General features: G+C 64.4%; 18 protein-coding genes and 1 tRNA gene. 12 read left to right on the top strand and 7 right to left on the bottom strand.

The annotated features are described in order from the left end of the window. Window positions 1-4 precede the first annotated feature (4 nt). Complete coding sequence (locus tag MNBBLIKP_RS14195; RefSeq protein ID WP_088310901.1) at window positions 5-1,141, bottom strand: saccharopine dehydrogenase family protein; 1,137 nt, start codon at window positions 1,139-1,141, stop codon at window positions 5-7. A 169-nt stretch (window positions 1,142-1,310) separates the two neighbouring features. Between MNBBLIKP_RS14195 and MNBBLIKP_RS14190 the strand changes: the two genes are divergently transcribed. Continuing rightward, a complete protein-coding gene (locus MNBBLIKP_RS14190) occupies window positions 1,311-1,706 on the top strand; it encodes a DUF6632 domain-containing protein (RefSeq protein WP_140420609.1) in 396 nt (131 codons plus the stop codon). Further along, window positions 1,703-3,202, top strand: a complete 1,500-nt coding sequence (locus MNBBLIKP_RS14185; protein ID WP_140420608.1) for a GMC oxidoreductase — start codon at window positions 1,703-1,705, stop codon at window positions 3,200-3,202. Before MNBBLIKP_RS14190 ends, MNBBLIKP_RS14185 begins: the two co-directional genes overlap by 4 nt. On the opposite strand, the gene MNBBLIKP_RS14180 is transcribed toward MNBBLIKP_RS14185, so the two are convergent. The 5 genes from MNBBLIKP_RS14180 to MNBBLIKP_RS14160 all read right to left on the bottom strand — a co-directional run bounded on the left by MNBBLIKP_RS14180 (window position 3,199) and on the right by MNBBLIKP_RS14160 (window position 6,498). After that, on the bottom strand, window positions 3,199-4,482 hold the full coding sequence (locus MNBBLIKP_RS14180) for an MFS transporter (RefSeq protein ID WP_088310898.1): 1,284 nt from the start codon (window positions 4,480-4,482) through the stop codon (window positions 3,199-3,201). The genes MNBBLIKP_RS14185 and MNBBLIKP_RS14180 overlap by 4 nt on opposite strands. 26 nt (window positions 4,483-4,508) lie before the next feature. Next, the gene (locus MNBBLIKP_RS14175; protein ID WP_088310897.1) at window positions 4,509-4,868 is read right to left on the bottom strand and encodes a rhodanese-like domain-containing protein; all 360 of its coding nucleotides are present in this window, start codon (window positions 4,866-4,868) and stop codon (window positions 4,509-4,511) included. 31 nt (window positions 4,869-4,899) lie between these two features. After that, a complete protein-coding gene (locus MNBBLIKP_RS14170; protein ID WP_088310896.1) occupies window positions 4,900-5,595 on the bottom strand; it encodes a hypothetical protein in 696 nt (231 codons plus the stop codon). 28 nt (window positions 5,596-5,623) lie between these two features. Further along, window positions 5,624-6,271 carry a tyrosine-type recombinase/integrase gene (locus tag MNBBLIKP_RS14165; RefSeq protein ID WP_088310895.1) on the bottom strand — a complete coding sequence of 216 codons (648 nt, stop codon included), beginning with the start codon at window positions 6,269-6,271 and terminating at the stop codon, window positions 5,624-5,626. A gap of 137 nt (window positions 6,272-6,408) precedes the next feature. Continuing rightward, window positions 6,409-6,498, bottom strand: a tRNA-Ser gene (locus MNBBLIKP_RS14160). A gap of 84 nt (window positions 6,499-6,582) precedes the next feature. On the opposite strand from MNBBLIKP_RS14160, the gene MNBBLIKP_RS14155 reads away from it, so the two are divergent. The 10 genes from MNBBLIKP_RS14155 (at window position 6,583) to mazG (ending at window position 15,457) form a co-directional block, all read left to right on the top strand. Beyond that, window positions 6,583-7,623 (top strand): lytic murein transglycosylase, encoded by a 1,041-nt coding sequence (locus MNBBLIKP_RS14155; protein WP_088310894.1) that lies wholly within the window; start codon window positions 6,583-6,585, stop codon window positions 7,621-7,623. Then, window positions 7,607-8,524, top strand: a complete 918-nt coding sequence (locus tag MNBBLIKP_RS14150; protein ID WP_088310893.1) for a septal ring lytic transglycosylase RlpA family protein — start codon at window positions 7,607-7,609, stop codon at window positions 8,522-8,524. Before MNBBLIKP_RS14155 ends, MNBBLIKP_RS14150 begins: the two co-directional genes overlap by 17 nt. Before the next feature lie 48 nt (window positions 8,525-8,572). Then, the gene (locus MNBBLIKP_RS14145) at window positions 8,573-9,727 is read left to right on the top strand and encodes a D-alanyl-D-alanine carboxypeptidase family protein (protein WP_088310892.1); all 1,155 of its coding nucleotides are present in this window, start codon (window positions 8,573-8,575) and stop codon (window positions 9,725-9,727) included. Next, window positions 9,724-10,353, top strand: a complete 630-nt coding sequence (gene tmk / locus MNBBLIKP_RS14140; protein ID WP_088310891.1) for a dTMP kinase — start codon at window positions 9,724-9,726, stop codon at window positions 10,351-10,353. The genes MNBBLIKP_RS14145 and tmk overlap by 4 nt, the downstream gene beginning before the upstream one ends. Next, window positions 10,350-11,312: a hypothetical protein gene (locus tag MNBBLIKP_RS14135; protein ID WP_088310890.1), complete on the top strand. Its 963-nt coding sequence runs from the start codon at window positions 10,350-10,352 to the stop codon at window positions 11,310-11,312. The genes tmk and MNBBLIKP_RS14135 overlap by 4 nt, the downstream gene beginning before the upstream one ends. A gap of 23 nt (window positions 11,313-11,335) precedes the next feature. Next, entirely contained in the window at window positions 11,336-12,892 is a 1,557-nt protein-coding gene (metG, locus tag MNBBLIKP_RS14130) for a methionine--tRNA ligase (protein ID WP_088310889.1), read from the top strand. Beyond that, window positions 12,892-13,668, top strand: coding sequence for a TatD family hydrolase (locus tag MNBBLIKP_RS14125; protein ID WP_088310888.1), 777 nt, complete (start codon window positions 12,892-12,894; stop codon window positions 13,666-13,668). The genes metG and MNBBLIKP_RS14125 overlap by 1 nt, the downstream gene beginning before the upstream one ends. Further along, window positions 13,665-14,432, top strand: a complete 768-nt coding sequence (locus MNBBLIKP_RS14120) for an MBL fold metallo-hydrolase (RefSeq protein ID WP_088310887.1) — start codon at window positions 13,665-13,667, stop codon at window positions 14,430-14,432. The genes MNBBLIKP_RS14125 and MNBBLIKP_RS14120 overlap by 4 nt, the downstream gene beginning before the upstream one ends. After that, window positions 14,429-14,608, top strand: coding sequence for a hypothetical protein (locus tag MNBBLIKP_RS14115; protein ID WP_088310886.1), 180 nt, complete (start codon window positions 14,429-14,431; stop codon window positions 14,606-14,608). Before MNBBLIKP_RS14120 ends, MNBBLIKP_RS14115 begins: the two co-directional genes overlap by 4 nt. Before the next feature lie 69 nt (window positions 14,609-14,677). Continuing rightward, on the top strand, window positions 14,678-15,457 hold the full coding sequence (gene mazG, locus MNBBLIKP_RS14110) for a nucleoside triphosphate pyrophosphohydrolase (protein ID WP_088310885.1): 780 nt from the start codon (window positions 14,678-14,680) through the stop codon (window positions 15,455-15,457). On the opposite strand, the gene hflX is transcribed toward mazG, so the two are convergent. Further along, the gene (gene hflX, locus MNBBLIKP_RS14105; RefSeq protein WP_254913059.1) at window positions 15,434-16,714 is read right to left on the bottom strand and encodes a GTPase HflX; all 1,281 of its coding nucleotides are present in this window, start codon (window positions 16,712-16,714) and stop codon (window positions 15,434-15,436) included. The genes mazG and hflX overlap by 24 nt on opposite strands. Window positions 16,715-16,730 lie beyond the last annotated feature (16 nt).

Here is a 16,730-nt window from a genome sequence, read left to right as displayed (position 1 = left end):
GGGACTAGAGGTCCGTCACGCTCGCCCGGGCCAACCCGCGCTGTTCGAGGAAGCCGAGCAGGTAGTGGTGACCGAACGCCTTGACCGCCGAAGCAAAGCCGACCTTCGCGGTTTCGCCGTCGAGCAACTTGATCACCGCCGCCGTCTGCAAAGCCCCGGTCGCGATGTAAGGCGTGACCCCGTGGATCGTTGCGCGACATGCGGCCAGTTGGCCGCGCCCGATGGCAAAATCGACCGAGCGGTTGATCGTGGTGCGCTCACGCGGCGGCATCGCGGGGGTGGTTGAATCGACCATCTGCCGGATGACTGCGTCCTGCTGTTCGACCGGCAAATTCTGGTATTCCGCCTCCCATTGCTGGGCCAGGCCATGGATCATCCGCAGCATCGGCTGCGCGTCGTAGAAACTAACTGACGAGAGGCAGCTACGGACCCGGGAATCGTCCTGATAGAAGATCGGCAGCGAGGTTCCGCCCCAGGGCAGCGCCAGCATGGTCTGCATGAAGTCGGGCGCGACCAGATCGAACCCGGCATCGGGGCCATGCGGCTGGAGCTGGTTGTCCCACAGGTAGTACGAGGGATTGCGCATCAGTTCGAAGATCGAGGCAGTCGAACCGACTGTAATCCCGGCGCTACGGGCGCGGTCGAGCCGGCAAATGGTCGCGGTTTCGAGCGCGTCGATTCCCGGTGTTTCGAGCACCAGCTCTGCAGCGATCTCGGCGAACGAGAACATGTACGAGGTCGAGGGTGCGACCAGCAGGCCAGCTTCGGCATAGGACGCGCCGAAGCGGTCGCGGACCTGATGTATATAGCTTTGCTCGCCGGTGGTATCGAGGTGATGGCATCCGGCCTTGAGCGCCGCCTCAACCCCGGCAAGGCCATAGTTCACGAACGGACCGACAGTGTTGCAGACCACCTTGGCGCCTTTGAAAGCGCGGGTCAGCGATTCGACATCGTGCTCGGCCTCGATCACTTCGTAGGTCGCGGATTCGAGCCGGACGACGCGCTGGGCCATCATCTCGTGGATCCGCGCTGCGCTGCGGCCAACGGCGGTGAACGGGATGTTCTGGTCGATCAACCAGTCCATGATAAGCATGCCGGTGTAGCCGCTTGCGCCATAAACAACGACGGGATGCTGTGCCATGATCTGCTCCTATTGCTTGATGTTGCAAGACTAGGAACTGGTGCAGATTGTTCGCCCCCCCATTGGAGGGGGGAAACTCGCGCGGCATGAAGTAGCTTTGGGAACCAGAAGACGAGAGGGAATGGCAATGGAAGCGCAGACAGGGCAATTGCAGAAATCAGCCTTGGTCATGAAGTTGGTCGGATGGACCTGCCTGCTGCTGGGCGGAGCCCTGCTGATCTACCCGCCAGGCTTTATCTGGGGTATGCTGCCCGAAGGCGTGCCGCATGTTGGTCCGGCCCATGCAGCGTCGCCCTATGACGGGCTGCATCCCTATCTGTTCATGTTGCTGGCGCTCTACATCGGGTTTGGCCTGTGCCTGGTGCGCGGGGCCAGCGATCCCAAGCGCAACGTGGCGCTGTTCGATTTCGGGATTGTCGGTAATCTGCTGCACGCGCTGGTGATGATCCCGCAATCCTTCCTCTATCCCAACGAGCACGCCCATATGTGGGCCGATATTCCCGCCGCCTTCCTGATCGTCTGGGCGCTGTGGCGTTGGCACCCGGACCGCGTGGCCGCAGCGTGAGCACAGCGCTGGACTTCGATGTCATCGTCATCGGCAGCGGGTTTGGCGGGGCGATTTCGGCTGACTTGCTGAGCGGTCAAGGCCACAAGGTCCTGGTGCTGGAGCGCGGACCGTGGCGCGATACCTTGCCGGTTCGCTCGATGGGGATCGAGGATCGCGCAGCCCTGCCACTGGGCGGGCGGGTTTTCACCCATGCCCTGCGCAGTGTCAGGATCGGCCGGTTCCGGCTCCCACTCAATCGCAAGGGCTTGTTCGAAGTCCAGTCCTTCAAAGGGCTGCACGTTGCTTCTGCCTCATCGGTTGGCGGGGCGACCATCGCCTGGGGGGCGCTGGTTGAACGCCCGGAGGACCCGGCCTTCTGGCAGGACCGTCACCCCGATCTCGATGCCGCTGCGGTCGAGCAGCACTACGCCAAGGTTATCGCCGATCTGGAAGCGGTTGAGCTTACGCCGGACACCCCCATTCCGACTTCAATCTGGGACCAATTGCCCGCGGGTGGCAACCGGGCCTGTGTTGCAGCGCAAGAGCAGCCAAGACTGGCCATGAAATTCGCTGCATCGATCGATCAGGCCGGTGCCAGCGACACCGATGCGCATGGAATTGAACGCCAAAGCTGCACCTTCGATGGCGATGGCTTTCTTGGCTCAGCAGGCGGCGCCAAGGCATCGGTGGATTTCATCTACCTTGCCCGGGCCATGCGGCAGGGTGCAAAAGTGCAGGCACTGTGCGAAGTCAGCGCGATCGTGCCGATCCCGGTTGATGATGGTCCGGCCTATGAAGTGCGGTTCAAGAACTTGCGGACTGGCAAGAACGAGACCTGCAAGGCCCGCCGCGTGGTCCTGGCTGCGGGTACGCTGAACAGTGTTCAGCTTCTGGCGCGGAGCGGCGGGCTTGCGGCTATGCCTGCGTTGGGACAGGGATTTGGGGCTAACGGCGACCTGCTGGGGCTGTGGACCCGCGATGAGGATGCACCCAGCGGGCTGGTTGCACCGCCGTTCATTGGTAACATCAACGCGCCCGAACAGGGCGATGCGGCGCTGGGCATTGCCAGCCTTGCCTGGCTCAAGGATCTTCCGGTGCTGCGCCACTTGCACAAGGCGCTCAGCCGCCGCTTCCTGGTGGTCGGGATGGGGGCAGACAGCGGGTCCGGTCGCATTGGCTTCAAGAATGGACGGCTCACGGTTGACTACGATGCAGCCCGCGAATCGGTCTACTCCCGGATCCGGGGCAGCTTTGCTCGGCTCGGCAAGGAAACCGGATCGAAGGTCTGGCTGATCGGCAAGCCGCTCACCGTCCACCCCTGGGGCGGCGCCCGGATCGGTCCCGATCCCCGACAAGGGGTGATCGACCATCGCGGAGAGGTGTACGGCAATCAGGGGCTATTCGTCGCCGATGGGTCAGCGCTTCCCGCCGCGCCGGGGCGTCCACCCGCACTCGCGATCGCCGCCTGGGCGCACCATGTTGCCGGACAGGTAGCGAGGTCGCTCGAAGTTTAGGCTGACGTCTGACCAAGGCGCTCCACATCGCACGGAAACGATTTGGCTGCGGCGAAGAAGAAGAGCCCGCCAGCCACGGCCAGAACCGGAATAATCCCCAGCGCCAGGCTCAATTCGCTGGCGTCGGCGAGGTAGCCGGTCAGGATCGGTCCGGGCGCAGCGCCCAGCAGCATGTAAGCCAGCGAGATCAGCGCGTAAGTGGTGGCGTGGTTCGCCTCCGGCGTAACGTCCCCCGCCGCAGCGAGGGCAGGCCCAAGGTAGCTGGTGCTGACCGCAAAGCCCAGGGCGATCAGGGCCAGTTGCAGCGGCCCCAGCGGCAACAGGAATGCTGCCAGCATCGCCAGCCCCAGAATCAGTGCGAACAGCCCCGACAGGCGCAGACGGTTGGCCGGGCGCTCGCGCGCGAACCGGTCGACAATCGCTCCGCCCGCAATCGTCCCCAGCGCTCCGCACAGGATAATTGCGCCGGTCCCCAGCGACGCCGTGGCCGGATCGAGCCCGTAGTAGCGATTGAGGTAGCTGGGCATCCAGGCCAGGAAGCTGGTCTGCACGAACATCCCGCAAGCCCCGGCTGCGGCGATCCGGAGCAGCGTCGGTGTGCCAGCCATGCGCTTCAGGACATCGCGGATTGGCAAGACTTGCTTGGGTAGCAGCACGGGCCGCGCGGGCTCGCGGATAACCAGCGGGAACATCACGGCAAGGGCGACCCCGAATACCCCGATCAGGATGAAGGCCATGCCCCAGCCGAGGCTCTGGGCCGCGTAGCCGCCCAGGACGACACCAATTACCGATCCGATCATGCCGGCCGACAGGAACGATCCGATCACGGTGGCATGCATTCGCGCCGGAAAGGACTGGGTCAGGATCGCAGCGCCCGCACTGCCGTATCCGGCTTCGCCCGCGCCGACGAGCGCTCTTGCCGCCAGTAGTTGGTAATAGCCTCCCGACAATCCGCAAGCCACCGTCGCCAGACCCCAGACCAGCGCCATCACGGCCGCACTGCGCACCCGCCCGAAGCGGTCCGCCATGAACGAGATCGGCACCGACAGAACTCCAATCGCCAGCGCAACCACTCCCACCAGCGAACCCAGTTGGCCATCGCTGAGCGACCATTCGGCCTTGAGGAACGGGAACACCGCATTGATGATCTGTCGCGACATGTAGTCGGACAGCATCAGCGCGAAAGTCATCGCAAAGGCCAGCCAGGCATAGGCCCGCGAAACCGGATAGCCTTCATGCGGATCACCGGGACCGGAAGCGGGGGTTGGGGGCAGTGCCATTGCTCTAGCCGCGCGGGTCAGCCACGCTACTTCGCGCCCTCAAGCGGCAGGTTCGCCTTCCACCACGCCAGCATCCCGCCCTGCAATTGGCAGGCATTGGCAAAGCCATGCTTGCGAAGAGTGCGAACCGCCGGGATGCTGCGATGCGCCGAGCGGCAGATCGCAATGATTGGACGCGACGGATCGAGATTAAGCTCACCGATCCGCTCACCAAGCTGGGTGACCGGGATATTGATCGCCCCCGGCACCCGGCCCGCGCGCCATTCCGCGCCCAGCCGCACATCGATCACTTGCGGACGGGTCGTGCCGTCGCTGACCATGGCGTGAAGCTGCGCCGGAGAAACCTCGGGAACCTTGCCGAACGGCAACCACGAAAACATACCCATCGTCTGACCCCCTAGTTTGGCGTGAATGGCATCACGGAATGTAATTAGCGCTGGTATCGTGACCATAGCCGCAGGCCTGATAGGTGCAGCCCAGATCATCACGGATGATCGAGGCCCAGGCATCGCAAGCCATCGTATCAAGCACCAGGTCCTTGTCGAGAAGCTTGGTCTCGAAAGTCCATCCCTCGGGCAGATTCTTCAGCTTGCTGCCGACCTCGTGCAGGTTATCGATGGTCAGAGTGGGATCGGTTGCGGTCGTATATTCCTGCATCACCCAAACCGGCCCGCCCGGTTCGCGCAGGATCTGCACGGTCTTGCCGGCGTGGAAAGTCCACTTGGTGTAGCGCTTGATCAACGAGGGCAGGTAGGGGTTCTGGAATTGCAGGAACAAATCCTCGGCAACCATCTCGCCAACCCAGGTCATCCGCACCCCGTGAAAGTCAGCGATGTAGCCGCCAACCAGCTCGATCTCGTCGATGGTCCAGACCCGGCCGCGGTTGACCGCGCACATGTCGGCGCCCAGTTCGACCGCGAGGCGTTCGGGATCGATCATGTTCGGCGTATCGGCGGTGACTTCGGAGATCCCGGTCGTCGCATGCATTTGCGAACGCGCATTGCGCCCGCTGCCAATGATCACCGCGCAGCCGCAAAACGCCTGCCCGCGCTGATCCTTGACGTGGATCCGGTTGAACAGATCCGGCCCTGGGCGCAGCTTGAACTCTTGCATCTTTCTTCCTCTCCTGATGTCCGATCCATCACCCAATCGGCAAGAATCCTGACCCCCGCTCAACTCGCTCAGCCTGACTGCTTGTCCGGATTGCGAATTCTATGCTGAGCCTATCCGTTTTGTGAAGCAGGTAACCCCCTCTGCTGGGGTAGGGACCCATTGAACAGTCGGACCCGCTCCATGGATTCATCGTTGCGCTGGTTTGAAGGGAACGGACTCTATGATCGCTGATCGGCAGCAGAACCTCGCGGATCAGCAGGCCTTCGATGTCGTTGACCAGACGGTTGCCGAGCAGCGGGAAGGCAAATCGCTCCAGCGTAGTGATCCACTGGTCCTGGTGCTTGCCGTTCTTCCAGCTTGCCTTCTGTTCGGCATGAACGCGCAAGGCTGCCGCTTTGAAGGTCAGGATCTCCAGCTTCCGTCGTTTGCGCTCCGCCACGGGATCGATCCCGCGCTGGATATCTCGGCGCAGCTCGAAAGCCGCATCGCGGGCTTCCTGCAACGAAACCAGCACCAGCGAACCCAATCCTGTATCGCGCCGCCTGCCATTCACAGTGGCGCGGAGCTGCCAGTTGCCTTTGTCGGGTCCCGTCAATTCCAGGTAAAGGCCGTCGCCATCACTATAACGCCCGGGTTCCTTGAGGTTTCGAATCTGCAGTGGCGTGAGCCGGCCCATGACCTTCCATCCTGTTCCGCCCCCACAATCTCCCCCACACNAACAATATAAGAACATAGAAAGCGCAATCAAGTCCGAAGAACCGCAGCAATCTGCGGCTTTCTGGGACCAATCAGCCTTTCCTGGGATGATATAGATGGCGGACAGGGTGGGATTCGAACCCACGGTGAGCTTGCACCCACGGCGGTTTTCAAGACCGCTGCCTTAAACCACTCGGCCACCTGTCCGTTCTGGCGCGGCTAGCGCTCTCGTGGGCGATTGTCACGTGGTTTGGCGTTTCCAAACCGCCAAGCATGTGCAAAACAGGGGTGATGTCGCTGTATCGCAAGCTCAAACTGGCCATGCCGCTGGGTCTGGCCGTGGCCATGCTGTCGCCGCCCGCCGCACCGGTGAGGGCGCAGACGCAGGTTTCGGTGGGGTTTGACGGCTATCTGCAATTGCTGTCCGCGCGGGCTCGGCGTGAAGGGGTGAGCGAAGGGACGATCGCGGCGATGACCGCGGGGCTGACGCCGAACCAGCGGGTGATCGATCTGGACCGGGCGCAGCCGGGGGCCTTGCCGGGGGTCGCGCCCAGCTTTGCGGGCTATTTCCGCAGCCATGTCGATAATGTCCGCATTTCGGGCGGGCGTTCGATGCTGCAACAGACCGCCGGTCTCGCCCCGCAGATTGAGCGGGACTATGGCGTGCCGACCAAGATCGTCCTGGCGATCTGGGGGCATGAAACCAATTACGGGCGCTACAAGGGCGATTTTGATCTGGCGCGCAGCCTCGCCACCTTGGCCTGGGAAGGGCGGCGGCGGGAACTGTTTGCCGATGAATTCATCGCCTTGCTGAAAATGGTCGATCGCGGGGTGCCGCGCAGCCGGCTTTATGGCAGCTGGGCCGGGGCATTCGGCAATCCGCAATTCCTGCCCAGCGTGTACCTGCGGCTGGCGCGCGACGGGGATGGTGACGGCGATGCCGATATCTGGAACGACCGCGCCGATACGCTGGCATCGATTTCCAACTATTTTCGCGATGCGGGCTGGCGAACGGGCGAACCATGGGGTGTGCGGGCCAGCGTTCCGGCCGGATTCGATGCGACTGCGGTGGTCACCCGGCTCGAAGCGCCCAGTTGTCCACGGGTTCACGCCCGGCAATCGGTGTGGAAAACCGTGGCGGAATGGCGCGCTTTGGGAGTGCAGCCGCTGGGCTATCTGCCCGAAAATACGCTGGCCACGCTGATCGAACCCGATGGGCGCGGAACGGGCGCATTCCTGTTAACCGGGAATTACAAGGTTATCCTGCAATATAACTGCTCGAACTACTACGCACTGTCCGTGGGGTTGCTTGCAGATGAGATTGCCCGTTAACAAAAGCCTGCCGCTTGCGGCACTTGTTCTCCTTGCCGCCTGTGGTGGCTCTGGCGGCGGAATCGACGAGATTCCGGTCGCGCCGATGGGGCCTGCGGGGGATTACCCGATGGTTCTGGGCCCGGCCTATAGTGTCGGCGGGGTCAGCTATACCCCGGCCGATGTGATGAATTACGACGCGGTCGGCGTGGCCGTGGTCAGCGGAGAAGGGGGCCCGGCGATTACCGTGGCGCACCACACGCTGCCGCTGCCCAGCTATGTCGAGGTCACCTCGCTCGACAGTGGCCGCACGATTCTGGCGCGGGTGGAGCGGCGCGGACCGATGACAGGGACGCAGCTGGTTCAGCTTTCGCCCGGTGCGGCCGCACAGCTGGGCCTGACCACTCAGCCCAGCGCCGAAGTGCGCGTGCGCCGGGTCAATCCGCCCGAACCCGAACGCGCGATGCTGCGCAGCGGCCAGCCGGTGCCCGCGCGGATGGATACGCCCCGCGCGCTGCTTGACGTGCTGCGCCGCCGCCTGAGCCAGCAGAACACCGAACTGACCCGCGCCGCCGCGCCGGTCCCGCCCGTCGGGGCCGTGTTGCCGCCCAAGCTGGCTCCGGTAAAGCCCGAACCGCAAGTGGCTCCGCCCGCGCCGCCGCCGCCGAAAGTGGCCAGGCCGGTCGCAAAGCCCGAACCGGCCGCCATCCCGCGCGGCAGCCTGATCGTACAGGTCGGCGCGTTCTCCAGCCCGGACCGCGCCAATGCGGTGGCTGGCAAGGTGGGCGCGCAGGTCAGCTCTGGCGGCGGGGTGTACCGCGTGCGGATGGGCCCGTTCCGGACCCAGGCCGAAGCCGATGCCGCGCTGGCGAAGGCCAAGGCAGCGGGCTATAGCGAAGCGCGAATCCAGCACGCCAACTAAGGGACGCTTCCCGGTCGTGCCGGAATACCGGGACGACAGGAACTGCGTTTGAAGCCTTCCCCCTTGCTGCTGCTGCCGCTGACCCTGGCCCTGCCGATCACGGCAGGCGGGGCCGCGCCTGCGCCGGTGCCCGCCGTGGTTGGCAAGGCCCCGGTCGCGCTGCTGGTCGATCTCAGCGCAGGGCAGACGCTCTTTGCGCGCGACGCCGAAAAACGCTTCCTCCCCGCCTCGATGACCAAGGCGATGAGCGCGCTGGTCGCCTTTGACCTGATCAAGGCGGGCAAATTGCGCGAAGATGCCACGTTCACCGTGCGCCCGGAAACCGCGGCCCGGTGGGCGGGGAAGGGGACCACCCTGTCGCTCCGCCCTGCTGAGCAGGTGCTGGTGCGCGACCTGCTCATGGGCGTGACAACCGTTTCCGCCAACGATGCCTCGGTCGCGCTGGCAGAGGGTGCGCTGGGCAGCACCGAGGCGTGGACCGCTGCGATGAATGCGCGGGCGCGCGAACTGGGGATGACCGGCAGCCACTTTGCCACGCCCAGCGGCTATCCCGATCGCGGCGCAACCTATGTCACCGCGCGCGATCTGGTGCGGCTGGCCAAGGCCCTGATCGAGCAGCACCCCCAGCTTTACCGCCGCTATTTCGGCCATCAGGCAATGGACTGGCGCGGTGAACGGCTGGTCAGCCACGATCCCTTTGCCGGGGTCATGCCGGGGGCGGACGGGATCAAGACCGGCCATACCTTTGAAGCCGGGTTCAATTTTCTGGGTGCGGTGGAACGCGGCGGGCGGCGGCTGGTGCTGGTGGTGGCAGGCTCGTGGAGCGAACCCCAGCGCGCCGATGCGGCCAAGGCGCTGGCCGAATGGGGCTATCGCGAATGGGATGCGCGGCCGCTTGGCGCGGCAGGGCAAGTGATCGGCGAAGCGCGGGTTCAGTTGGGCGATGCGCGGCGCGTGCCGCTGGCGCTGGAACGCGGCTTTTCGCTGACCGTGCCCAAAGGAACCACACCGGCGGTGACCACGCGGATCGTCTATACCGGGCCGCTCAAGGCCCCGATCGCCAAAGGCGCACAAGTGGCCGGGCTGGAAGTGACAATCGCCGGGCAGCCGGTCCATTACCTCCCGCTGGTCACCACGCGGCCGGTCAATCCGGCAGGGCCAATCGACAGGCTGGTCAATGGCCTGCTAGGGGCGTTCGAATGACGCGCGGCATGTTCATAGCCTTTGAAGGCGGGGAAGGGGCAGGCAAAAGCACCCAGGCCCGCTTGCTCGCCGAAGCTTTGCGCACGCGCGGGCTGGAAGTGGTTGTAACGCGCGAGCCGGGCGGCACGCCGGGGGCAGAGGCGATCCGCGCCCTGCTGCTGGGCACCGCCGGTGAAGGCTGGCACGCCCGCGCCGAAGCCCTGCTGTTCGCCGCAGCGCGCTCTGACCATGTCGAGCGGCTGATCGTGCCCGCGTTGGAACGCGGCGCCTGGGTGGTGTGTGACCGGTTCGTCGATTCAAGCCGCGCCTATCAGGGCGGGGGGCTGGGATTGTCTGATGCGGAAGTGCGCGAATTGCACCGGATCGGCTCGGGCGGGCTGCTGCCGGACCTGACCTTGCTGGTCGAGGTTTCGCCCGATGTTGCCGCCGCGCGGCTCGACCTGCGCGATGCCGGAAATGCCGATCGGATCGGCGGGCGCGATGCGGCCTTTCACGCCAAAGTCGCCGCCGCCTTTGCCCGCTTTGCCGAGGAAGAGCCCGCGCGCTTTGCCCGGATCGATGGCGATGGTCCGGCGGCGGAAGTCCACGCGGGCGTGATGTCCGCGCTGGGCGGTCTGCTGCCATGACCTTGCTCGGCCACGAGGCGGCCTGGCACGAATGGCGTGAGGCCATGACGTCAGACCGCATGCACCACGCCTGGATCCTTACCGGCCTGCAAGGCCTGGGCAAGGCGCAGTTCGCCAAAGCCGCCGCCGCCGAACTGGTGCGCGAAGCAGGCGTGCCGCAACCGCCCGCCGACCGCCACCCCGACATCCTGATCCCCGAGCATCCGCCCGAGAGCAAGGAAGAAGCCAAGAAGCGCGAGGACGGCCAGCCCTATCGCCGCAAACGCTCGATCCCGATTGACGAAATCCGCACGCTGCAACAGCGGCTTAACACCCGCCCGACGCTGGGTAACCGCCGCGTGGTGATCATCGATCCGGCCGACGATCTGGAAAAGAACGCGGTCAACGCCTTGCTGAAAAGTCTGGAAGAACCTCCGGCCGGGACTTTTTTTCTGCTGGTCACGCACCGGCTAGGGCGGCTTTTGCCGACGATCCGTTCGCGCTGCCGCCTGCTGCGATTTGCGCCGCTGCCCGCTGGTCAGGTCGATGACATCCTGCGCCGCGAAGCACCCCAGGCTGATAGCGCAACCCGCGCCGCAGCAATCGCGGCGGCAGAGGGATCGCCAGGTGCGGCGCTGGCCTTTGTCGAACAGGACCTTGGCGCGCTGCATCAGGTGATGGAGCAGATCCTGGCCGATGGCGACGATGGTTTTGCCCTGCGCGGAGCCCTGGCTGAGGAAATCGGCGCCCGGCCAAGCCGCGAGCGCCAACAGGCCGTCTGCGATCTCGCCCGCGCAGTGGTTGCTGCGCAACTCGCCCGGGGCAGCCGCACCCAGCAGGCCCGCGTCATCGCGGCGCATGGCGATCTGGTGCGGCTGGGCGCGCAGTTGCCCACCTTCAACTTCGATCCCGGTCTGGTGGCGATGGAAATTGGCGGGTTGCTGGCATCGCTTGCCATGCCTAGAGAGGCGGCTCGCTAATTCATTGAAAGATTGCCACGGCCATGGCCGAACCGTTCTATATCACCACCGCAATCAGCTATCCCAACGGCAAGCCGCATATCGGCCACGCCTATGAAGCGATCGCAGCCGATGTCATCGCCCGCCACCAACGCCAGCAAGGCCGCGATGTGCGGTTCCAGACCGGAACGGACGAGCACGGACTGAAAATGGCGCAAAAGGCGCGTGACCTGGGGATAACTCCGGCCGAACTCGCCAACGAAATGTCGCAGCATTTTATCGATATGTGTGACGGACTGAATGTGTCTTATGACGTCTTTCAGCGCACCACCGAGCCGCGCCATCACGCCGCGACGCAGGAATTGTGGCGGCGGATGGAAGCCAATGGCGATCTCTACCTCGATCGCTACGAAGGCTGGTACTCGGTTCGTGACGAGGCCTATTACGACGAGAGCGAGCTGGTCCAGGGGGAAGGGGGGGACAAGCTTTCGCCCCAGGGCACCCCGGTAGAATGGACCGTGGAGGAAAGCTGGTTCTTCCGCCTGTCCAAATATGCCGAACCGCTCCTGAAACTCTACAACGATCAGCCAGACTTCATCCGACCGGACAGCCGCCGCAACGAAATCATGCGCTTCGTCGAAGGCGGGCTGCGCGACCTGTCGGTCTCGCGCACCAGTTTTGACTGGGGGGTGAAGGTTCCCGGCAACGAAAACCACGTCATGTACGTGTGGGTCGATGCTCTGACCAATTACCTGACCGGGCTCGGTTTTCCGGAAGAAACCGCCGAATTTCAAAAGTGGTGGCCCGCGAACCTCCACCTGATTGGCAAGGACATCACCCGGTTTCACACGGTCTACTGGCCGGCCTTTCTGATGAGCGCCGGGATCGATCTGCCGCGCCACGTGTTCAGCCACGGTTTCCTGCTCAACCGGGGGCAGAAGGAATCGAAGTCGCTGGGCAATGTCACCGATCCGATGGAACTGGCCGATCGGTTCGGCGTGGATGTGCTGCGTTTCTTCCTGATGCGCGAAGTCGCATTCGGGCAGGACGGCAGCTATTCACCCGAAGCCATTGTGATGCGCGGCAATACCGAACTGGGTAACGCATTCGGTAACCTGGCGCAGCGCACGCTGAGCTTTATCGCCAAGAACCTGGAATGGCTCCCGCAAATCCGGGGCCATGACGCCGCCGATGCCGAGCTGTTCGAAGCAGTCGGCAAGGCGGTGCAGCAACAGATCCCGGCGGCGTTTGACGATCTGGCGTTGCAACAGGGGATCGATGCCTGGCTGCAGGCCGTATTTGCCTGCAATGCCTATATCGATGTTCAGGCCCCGTGGAGCCTGCGCAAGACCGATCCGGAGCGGATGGAGACCGTGCTGGCCACGCTGTACATCTGCATCGCCCAGCTTGCCGTTGGCATTCGCGCAGTGATCCCGGTCAAGGCCGACGCGCTGCTCGACGTGATGGGAATTCCGGCGGAAAACCGCACCTATCAAGCGATTGGTGCACACTGGTATTCGCCGCTGGCGGAAAGTGATTTCAAGCTGGCGGCGCCGAGCCCGCTGTTTCCCCGGCTTGAGCTGCCCGCCGAAGACGCCTGATGCTGATCGATTCCCACTGCCATCTGGAATACAAAGGTCTGGTCGAGGATCAGGCCGGGGTGCTGGAGCGCGCGCGGGCGGCGGGGGTGACGGGGTTCCTTTCGATTTCTACCCGTCAGCGCGAATGGGATCAGGTGATTGCCACGGCGGAGCGCCACAGCGATGTCTGGGCCAGTGTCGGCATCCACCCGCACGAAGCGGACGGCCATGCCGATCTGGGCGAAGCCGCGCTGCTGGCAGCAACCGCCCATCACAAAGTCATCGCGATTGGCGAGACCGGGCTGGACTATTACTACGATCATTCCGATCGCGACATGCAGAAGGCCCTGTTTCGCAGGCATATTTCCGTCTCACGCCAAACCGGGCTGCCCTTGATCATCCACACCCGCGATGCCGAGGATGATACGGCTGCAATCCTGACCGAGGAAATGGAGCAGGGGGCCTTTCCCGCCTTGATTCACTGCTTTACGGCCTCTGCAGATTTTGCTGCGAAAATGCTCGATCTGGGGCTGACAATCTCCTTGTCAGGCATCGTAACTTTCAAGAATGCCAAAGACTTGCAAGAGATTGCGGCCGGGCTGCCTGAAGATCGCCTGCTGGTGGAAACCGATGCCCCGTTCCTGGCCCCGGTGCCGCATCGCGGGCGGCCGTGCGAGCCTGCGTTCACTGCTGATACCGCGCGCTTCGTGGCGGCGCTGCGCGGGGTAACGCCAGAGCATCTGGCCGAAGTGACGACGGCGAATTTCCGGCGGCTGTTCGGGAAAGCCGGGCTGTGAAAGTTACGATCCTCGGTTCCGGGACATCAACCGGGGTGCCCAGGATCGGTAACGATTGGGGCGACTGCGATCCCGCCGAGCCGCGCAACCGGCGCACCCGGGTTTCGATCCTGCTGGAAAGCAACGCGGGCCAGCGGATCCTGGTCGATACGTCAACCGATTGCCGCGCGCAGCTGCTCGCCAACAATGTGCCGGGCATCGACGCGGTGTTCTGGACCCACGATCACGCCGATCATTGCCACGGGATCGATGATCTGCGCCCGTTCCGCTATGGTCGCGGCGGGCCGATCCCGGGCTATGGCTCAACCGAAACCGTGCGGCGGCTGCGCAACCGCTTCAGCTATGTCTTCGCCGGGGAATTCGGCTACGCGACGATCATCGACATCGAACCGCTTGACCGGCTGCGGATGTGCGTCGGCTTTGGCGTGGCCTGGTGCCAGATGCCGCATGGCCCGGCGCAAAGCACCGGCTACCGGTTTGATTGTGACGGTAAATCCATCGGTTACGCGACAGACTTCAGCGCGATTACGCGGGAAATGGTCGAACTGTTCGACGGCGTGGACCTGCTGGTGGTCGATTGCCTGCGCCGCGAACCGCACCCGACCCACGCGCATCTGGGCATGGCGCTGGAACTGACCGAGGCGGTCCGCGCCGGACAGGCCGTGCTGACGCATCTCGACAAGAGCATGGATTACCGCACATTGTGCGCCGAAGTGCCGCCGCACGTGGTGGTCGGCTATGACGGACTGGAGATCGCACCATGAGCAATACTGCGATGATCGTTTCGATCGTGTCGGTGCTTGGCTGGCTGCTGCTCAGCCTGGGTACGGTTGGAGACGTGGTGGAACGATACGGCCGCGTCGGAACCATCAAGATGGTGCTGGCCTGGGCCGCGATCATCGGCCTGGTCGCCTGGGCTGCGGGGCGCATTCCCGCGTGAGAGGGGGCTTTGGCTCCATCTATAATTTAACATAATATATATTATCATTCCAAGATAGCCGGATCAGCCATGCCCCCCTTAGACCGCCTCCTCTCGATCATGGCCCGCTTGCGCGACCCGCAGCGCGGCTGCGAATGGGATTTGGCACAAAGCTTCGCCACGATTGCGCCGTACACGATCGAGGAAGCCTATGAGGTTGCCGACGCGATCGAGCGTGACGACATGGCCGCGCTCAAGGACGAGCTTGGCGATCTGTTGCTCCAGGTCGTGTTTCACGCGCGCATGGCCGAGGAACGCGGCTTGTTTGATTTCGCCGCCGTGGCTGACGCGATCAGCACCAAGATGGAAGCGCGCCATCCGCACATTTTTGGCGACGCGCCTGATCAGGGCCAAAGCCGCGAGGAACGCTGGGAACGGCTCAAGGCCGAGGAACGCGCTGCCAAAGGCGCCAGCAGCGCGATGGACGGCGTCGCCCTCGCCCTGCCCGCGCTGATGCGCGCCGAAAAACTGCAAAAGCGTGCGGCGCGGCAGGGGTTTGACTGGCCCGATCCGAGTGGCTCTGCGGCCAAGGTGTTTGAAGAACTGGACGAATTGGCTGCTGCCGGAACAGATGCGGAACGCACAGAAGAGGCCGGTGACCTGCTGTTCGCCGCCGTCAATGCCGTACGGGCCTATGGCGTGGCCCCGGAAGAGGCCCTGCGCGCGGCCAATGCCAAGTTCGAAACGCGGTTTCGCGGGATGGAGGCTCTGGCGCAGGCGCGCGGGGCAGATTTCACCGCGCTCTCGCTCGATCAGCAGGAAGAACTGTGGGTCGCGGTGAAACGGTCAGAGCCGGGTAAACCGGCCTAGCTCGCGCGGTTCCAGCCGCACTTCCAGGTGCCGCAGCGGGCCGCGTTCATCCTCGCCCGCATCCTCATCGACCAGCACTTCGCCGTGGGCGTGCAGCCAGGCGAGCCGCTGGCCGTCGCTGGCCGGGAGCGTGAACAGGTGGACCCGGGCGGCGGAGGTCAGCAGACGGCTGACCGCCGCGAGCAATTCGTCACACCCCTCTCCGGTCACGGCGGACATCGGCACGATCACTTCATCCGGGTGATGCGCGATCTGTTCGGTCAGGTCTGCGGCGCGTTCGGCGTCGAGCAGGTCCCATTTGTTCCACGCCTCGACAATCGGAACGGTCGGCGCCCCGCCGTCTTCCGCGATAAGGCCCAGGTCTTCTAGCACGCCCAGCACTTCACGCTTTTGCGCCAGGCTGTCCGGATTGGCCACGTCGCGCACATGAACGATCACGTCCGCTGCGGTCACTTCCTCCAGCGTCGCGCGAAAAGCGGCGACAAGCTGGGTCGGCAGGTCGGAAATGAACCCCACCGTGTCCGACAGGATCGCCTTGTCCACGCCGGGCAGGCGGATCCGGCGCATGGTGGGGTCCAGCGTGGCGAACAGCAAGTCTTCCGCCATCACTCCTGCCCCGGTCAGGCGGTTGAACAGCGTTGATTTGCCGGCATTGGTATAGCCGACCAGCGCGATCACCGGCCAGGGCGCTTTCTCGCGGCGGCTGCGGTGGAGCCCGCGGGTGCGGCGGACCTGTTCCAGCTCGCGGCGCAGGCGGGCCATCCGGTCGCGGATCATCCGCCTATCGGCCTCGATCTGGGTTTCGCCGGGGCCACCGAGGAAGCCAAAGCCGCCGCGTTGCCGCTCAAGGTGGGTCCAGCTGCGCACCAGCCGCCCGGCCTGATAATCGAGGTGGGCCAGTTCCACCTGCAACCGCCCTTCGGCAGTCGCCGCGCGCTCACCGAATATCTCCAGGATCAGCCCGGTGCGGTCGATCACCTTGCGCTTCAGCTTTTCCTCAAGGTTGCGCTGCTGGATCGCGGTGAGCGAACCATCGACGATCACCAGTTCGGCATCGCCCAGGTTGCAGGCAACATCGATGTTCTGGATCTGCCCTTCCCCGAACAGCGTGCCCGCGCGGGCTTCGCGGATCGGGATCGCCAAGGCTTCGACCACGTCGAGCCCGATCGCAAGGGCAAGGCCCTTGGCCTCCTCGATCCGCGCGGTGGTGTCGATCGCGCCGCCGCCGCGCACCCGGAATTCCGGGTACACGACCACGGCCCGTGCCCCGCGG

This window comes from Novosphingobium sp. B 225 (assembly GCF_002198665.1).
GTDB lineage: Bacteria > Pseudomonadota > Alphaproteobacteria > Sphingomonadales > Sphingomonadaceae > Novosphingobium.
This window is presented reverse-complemented; position numbering and strand designations above follow the sequence as displayed.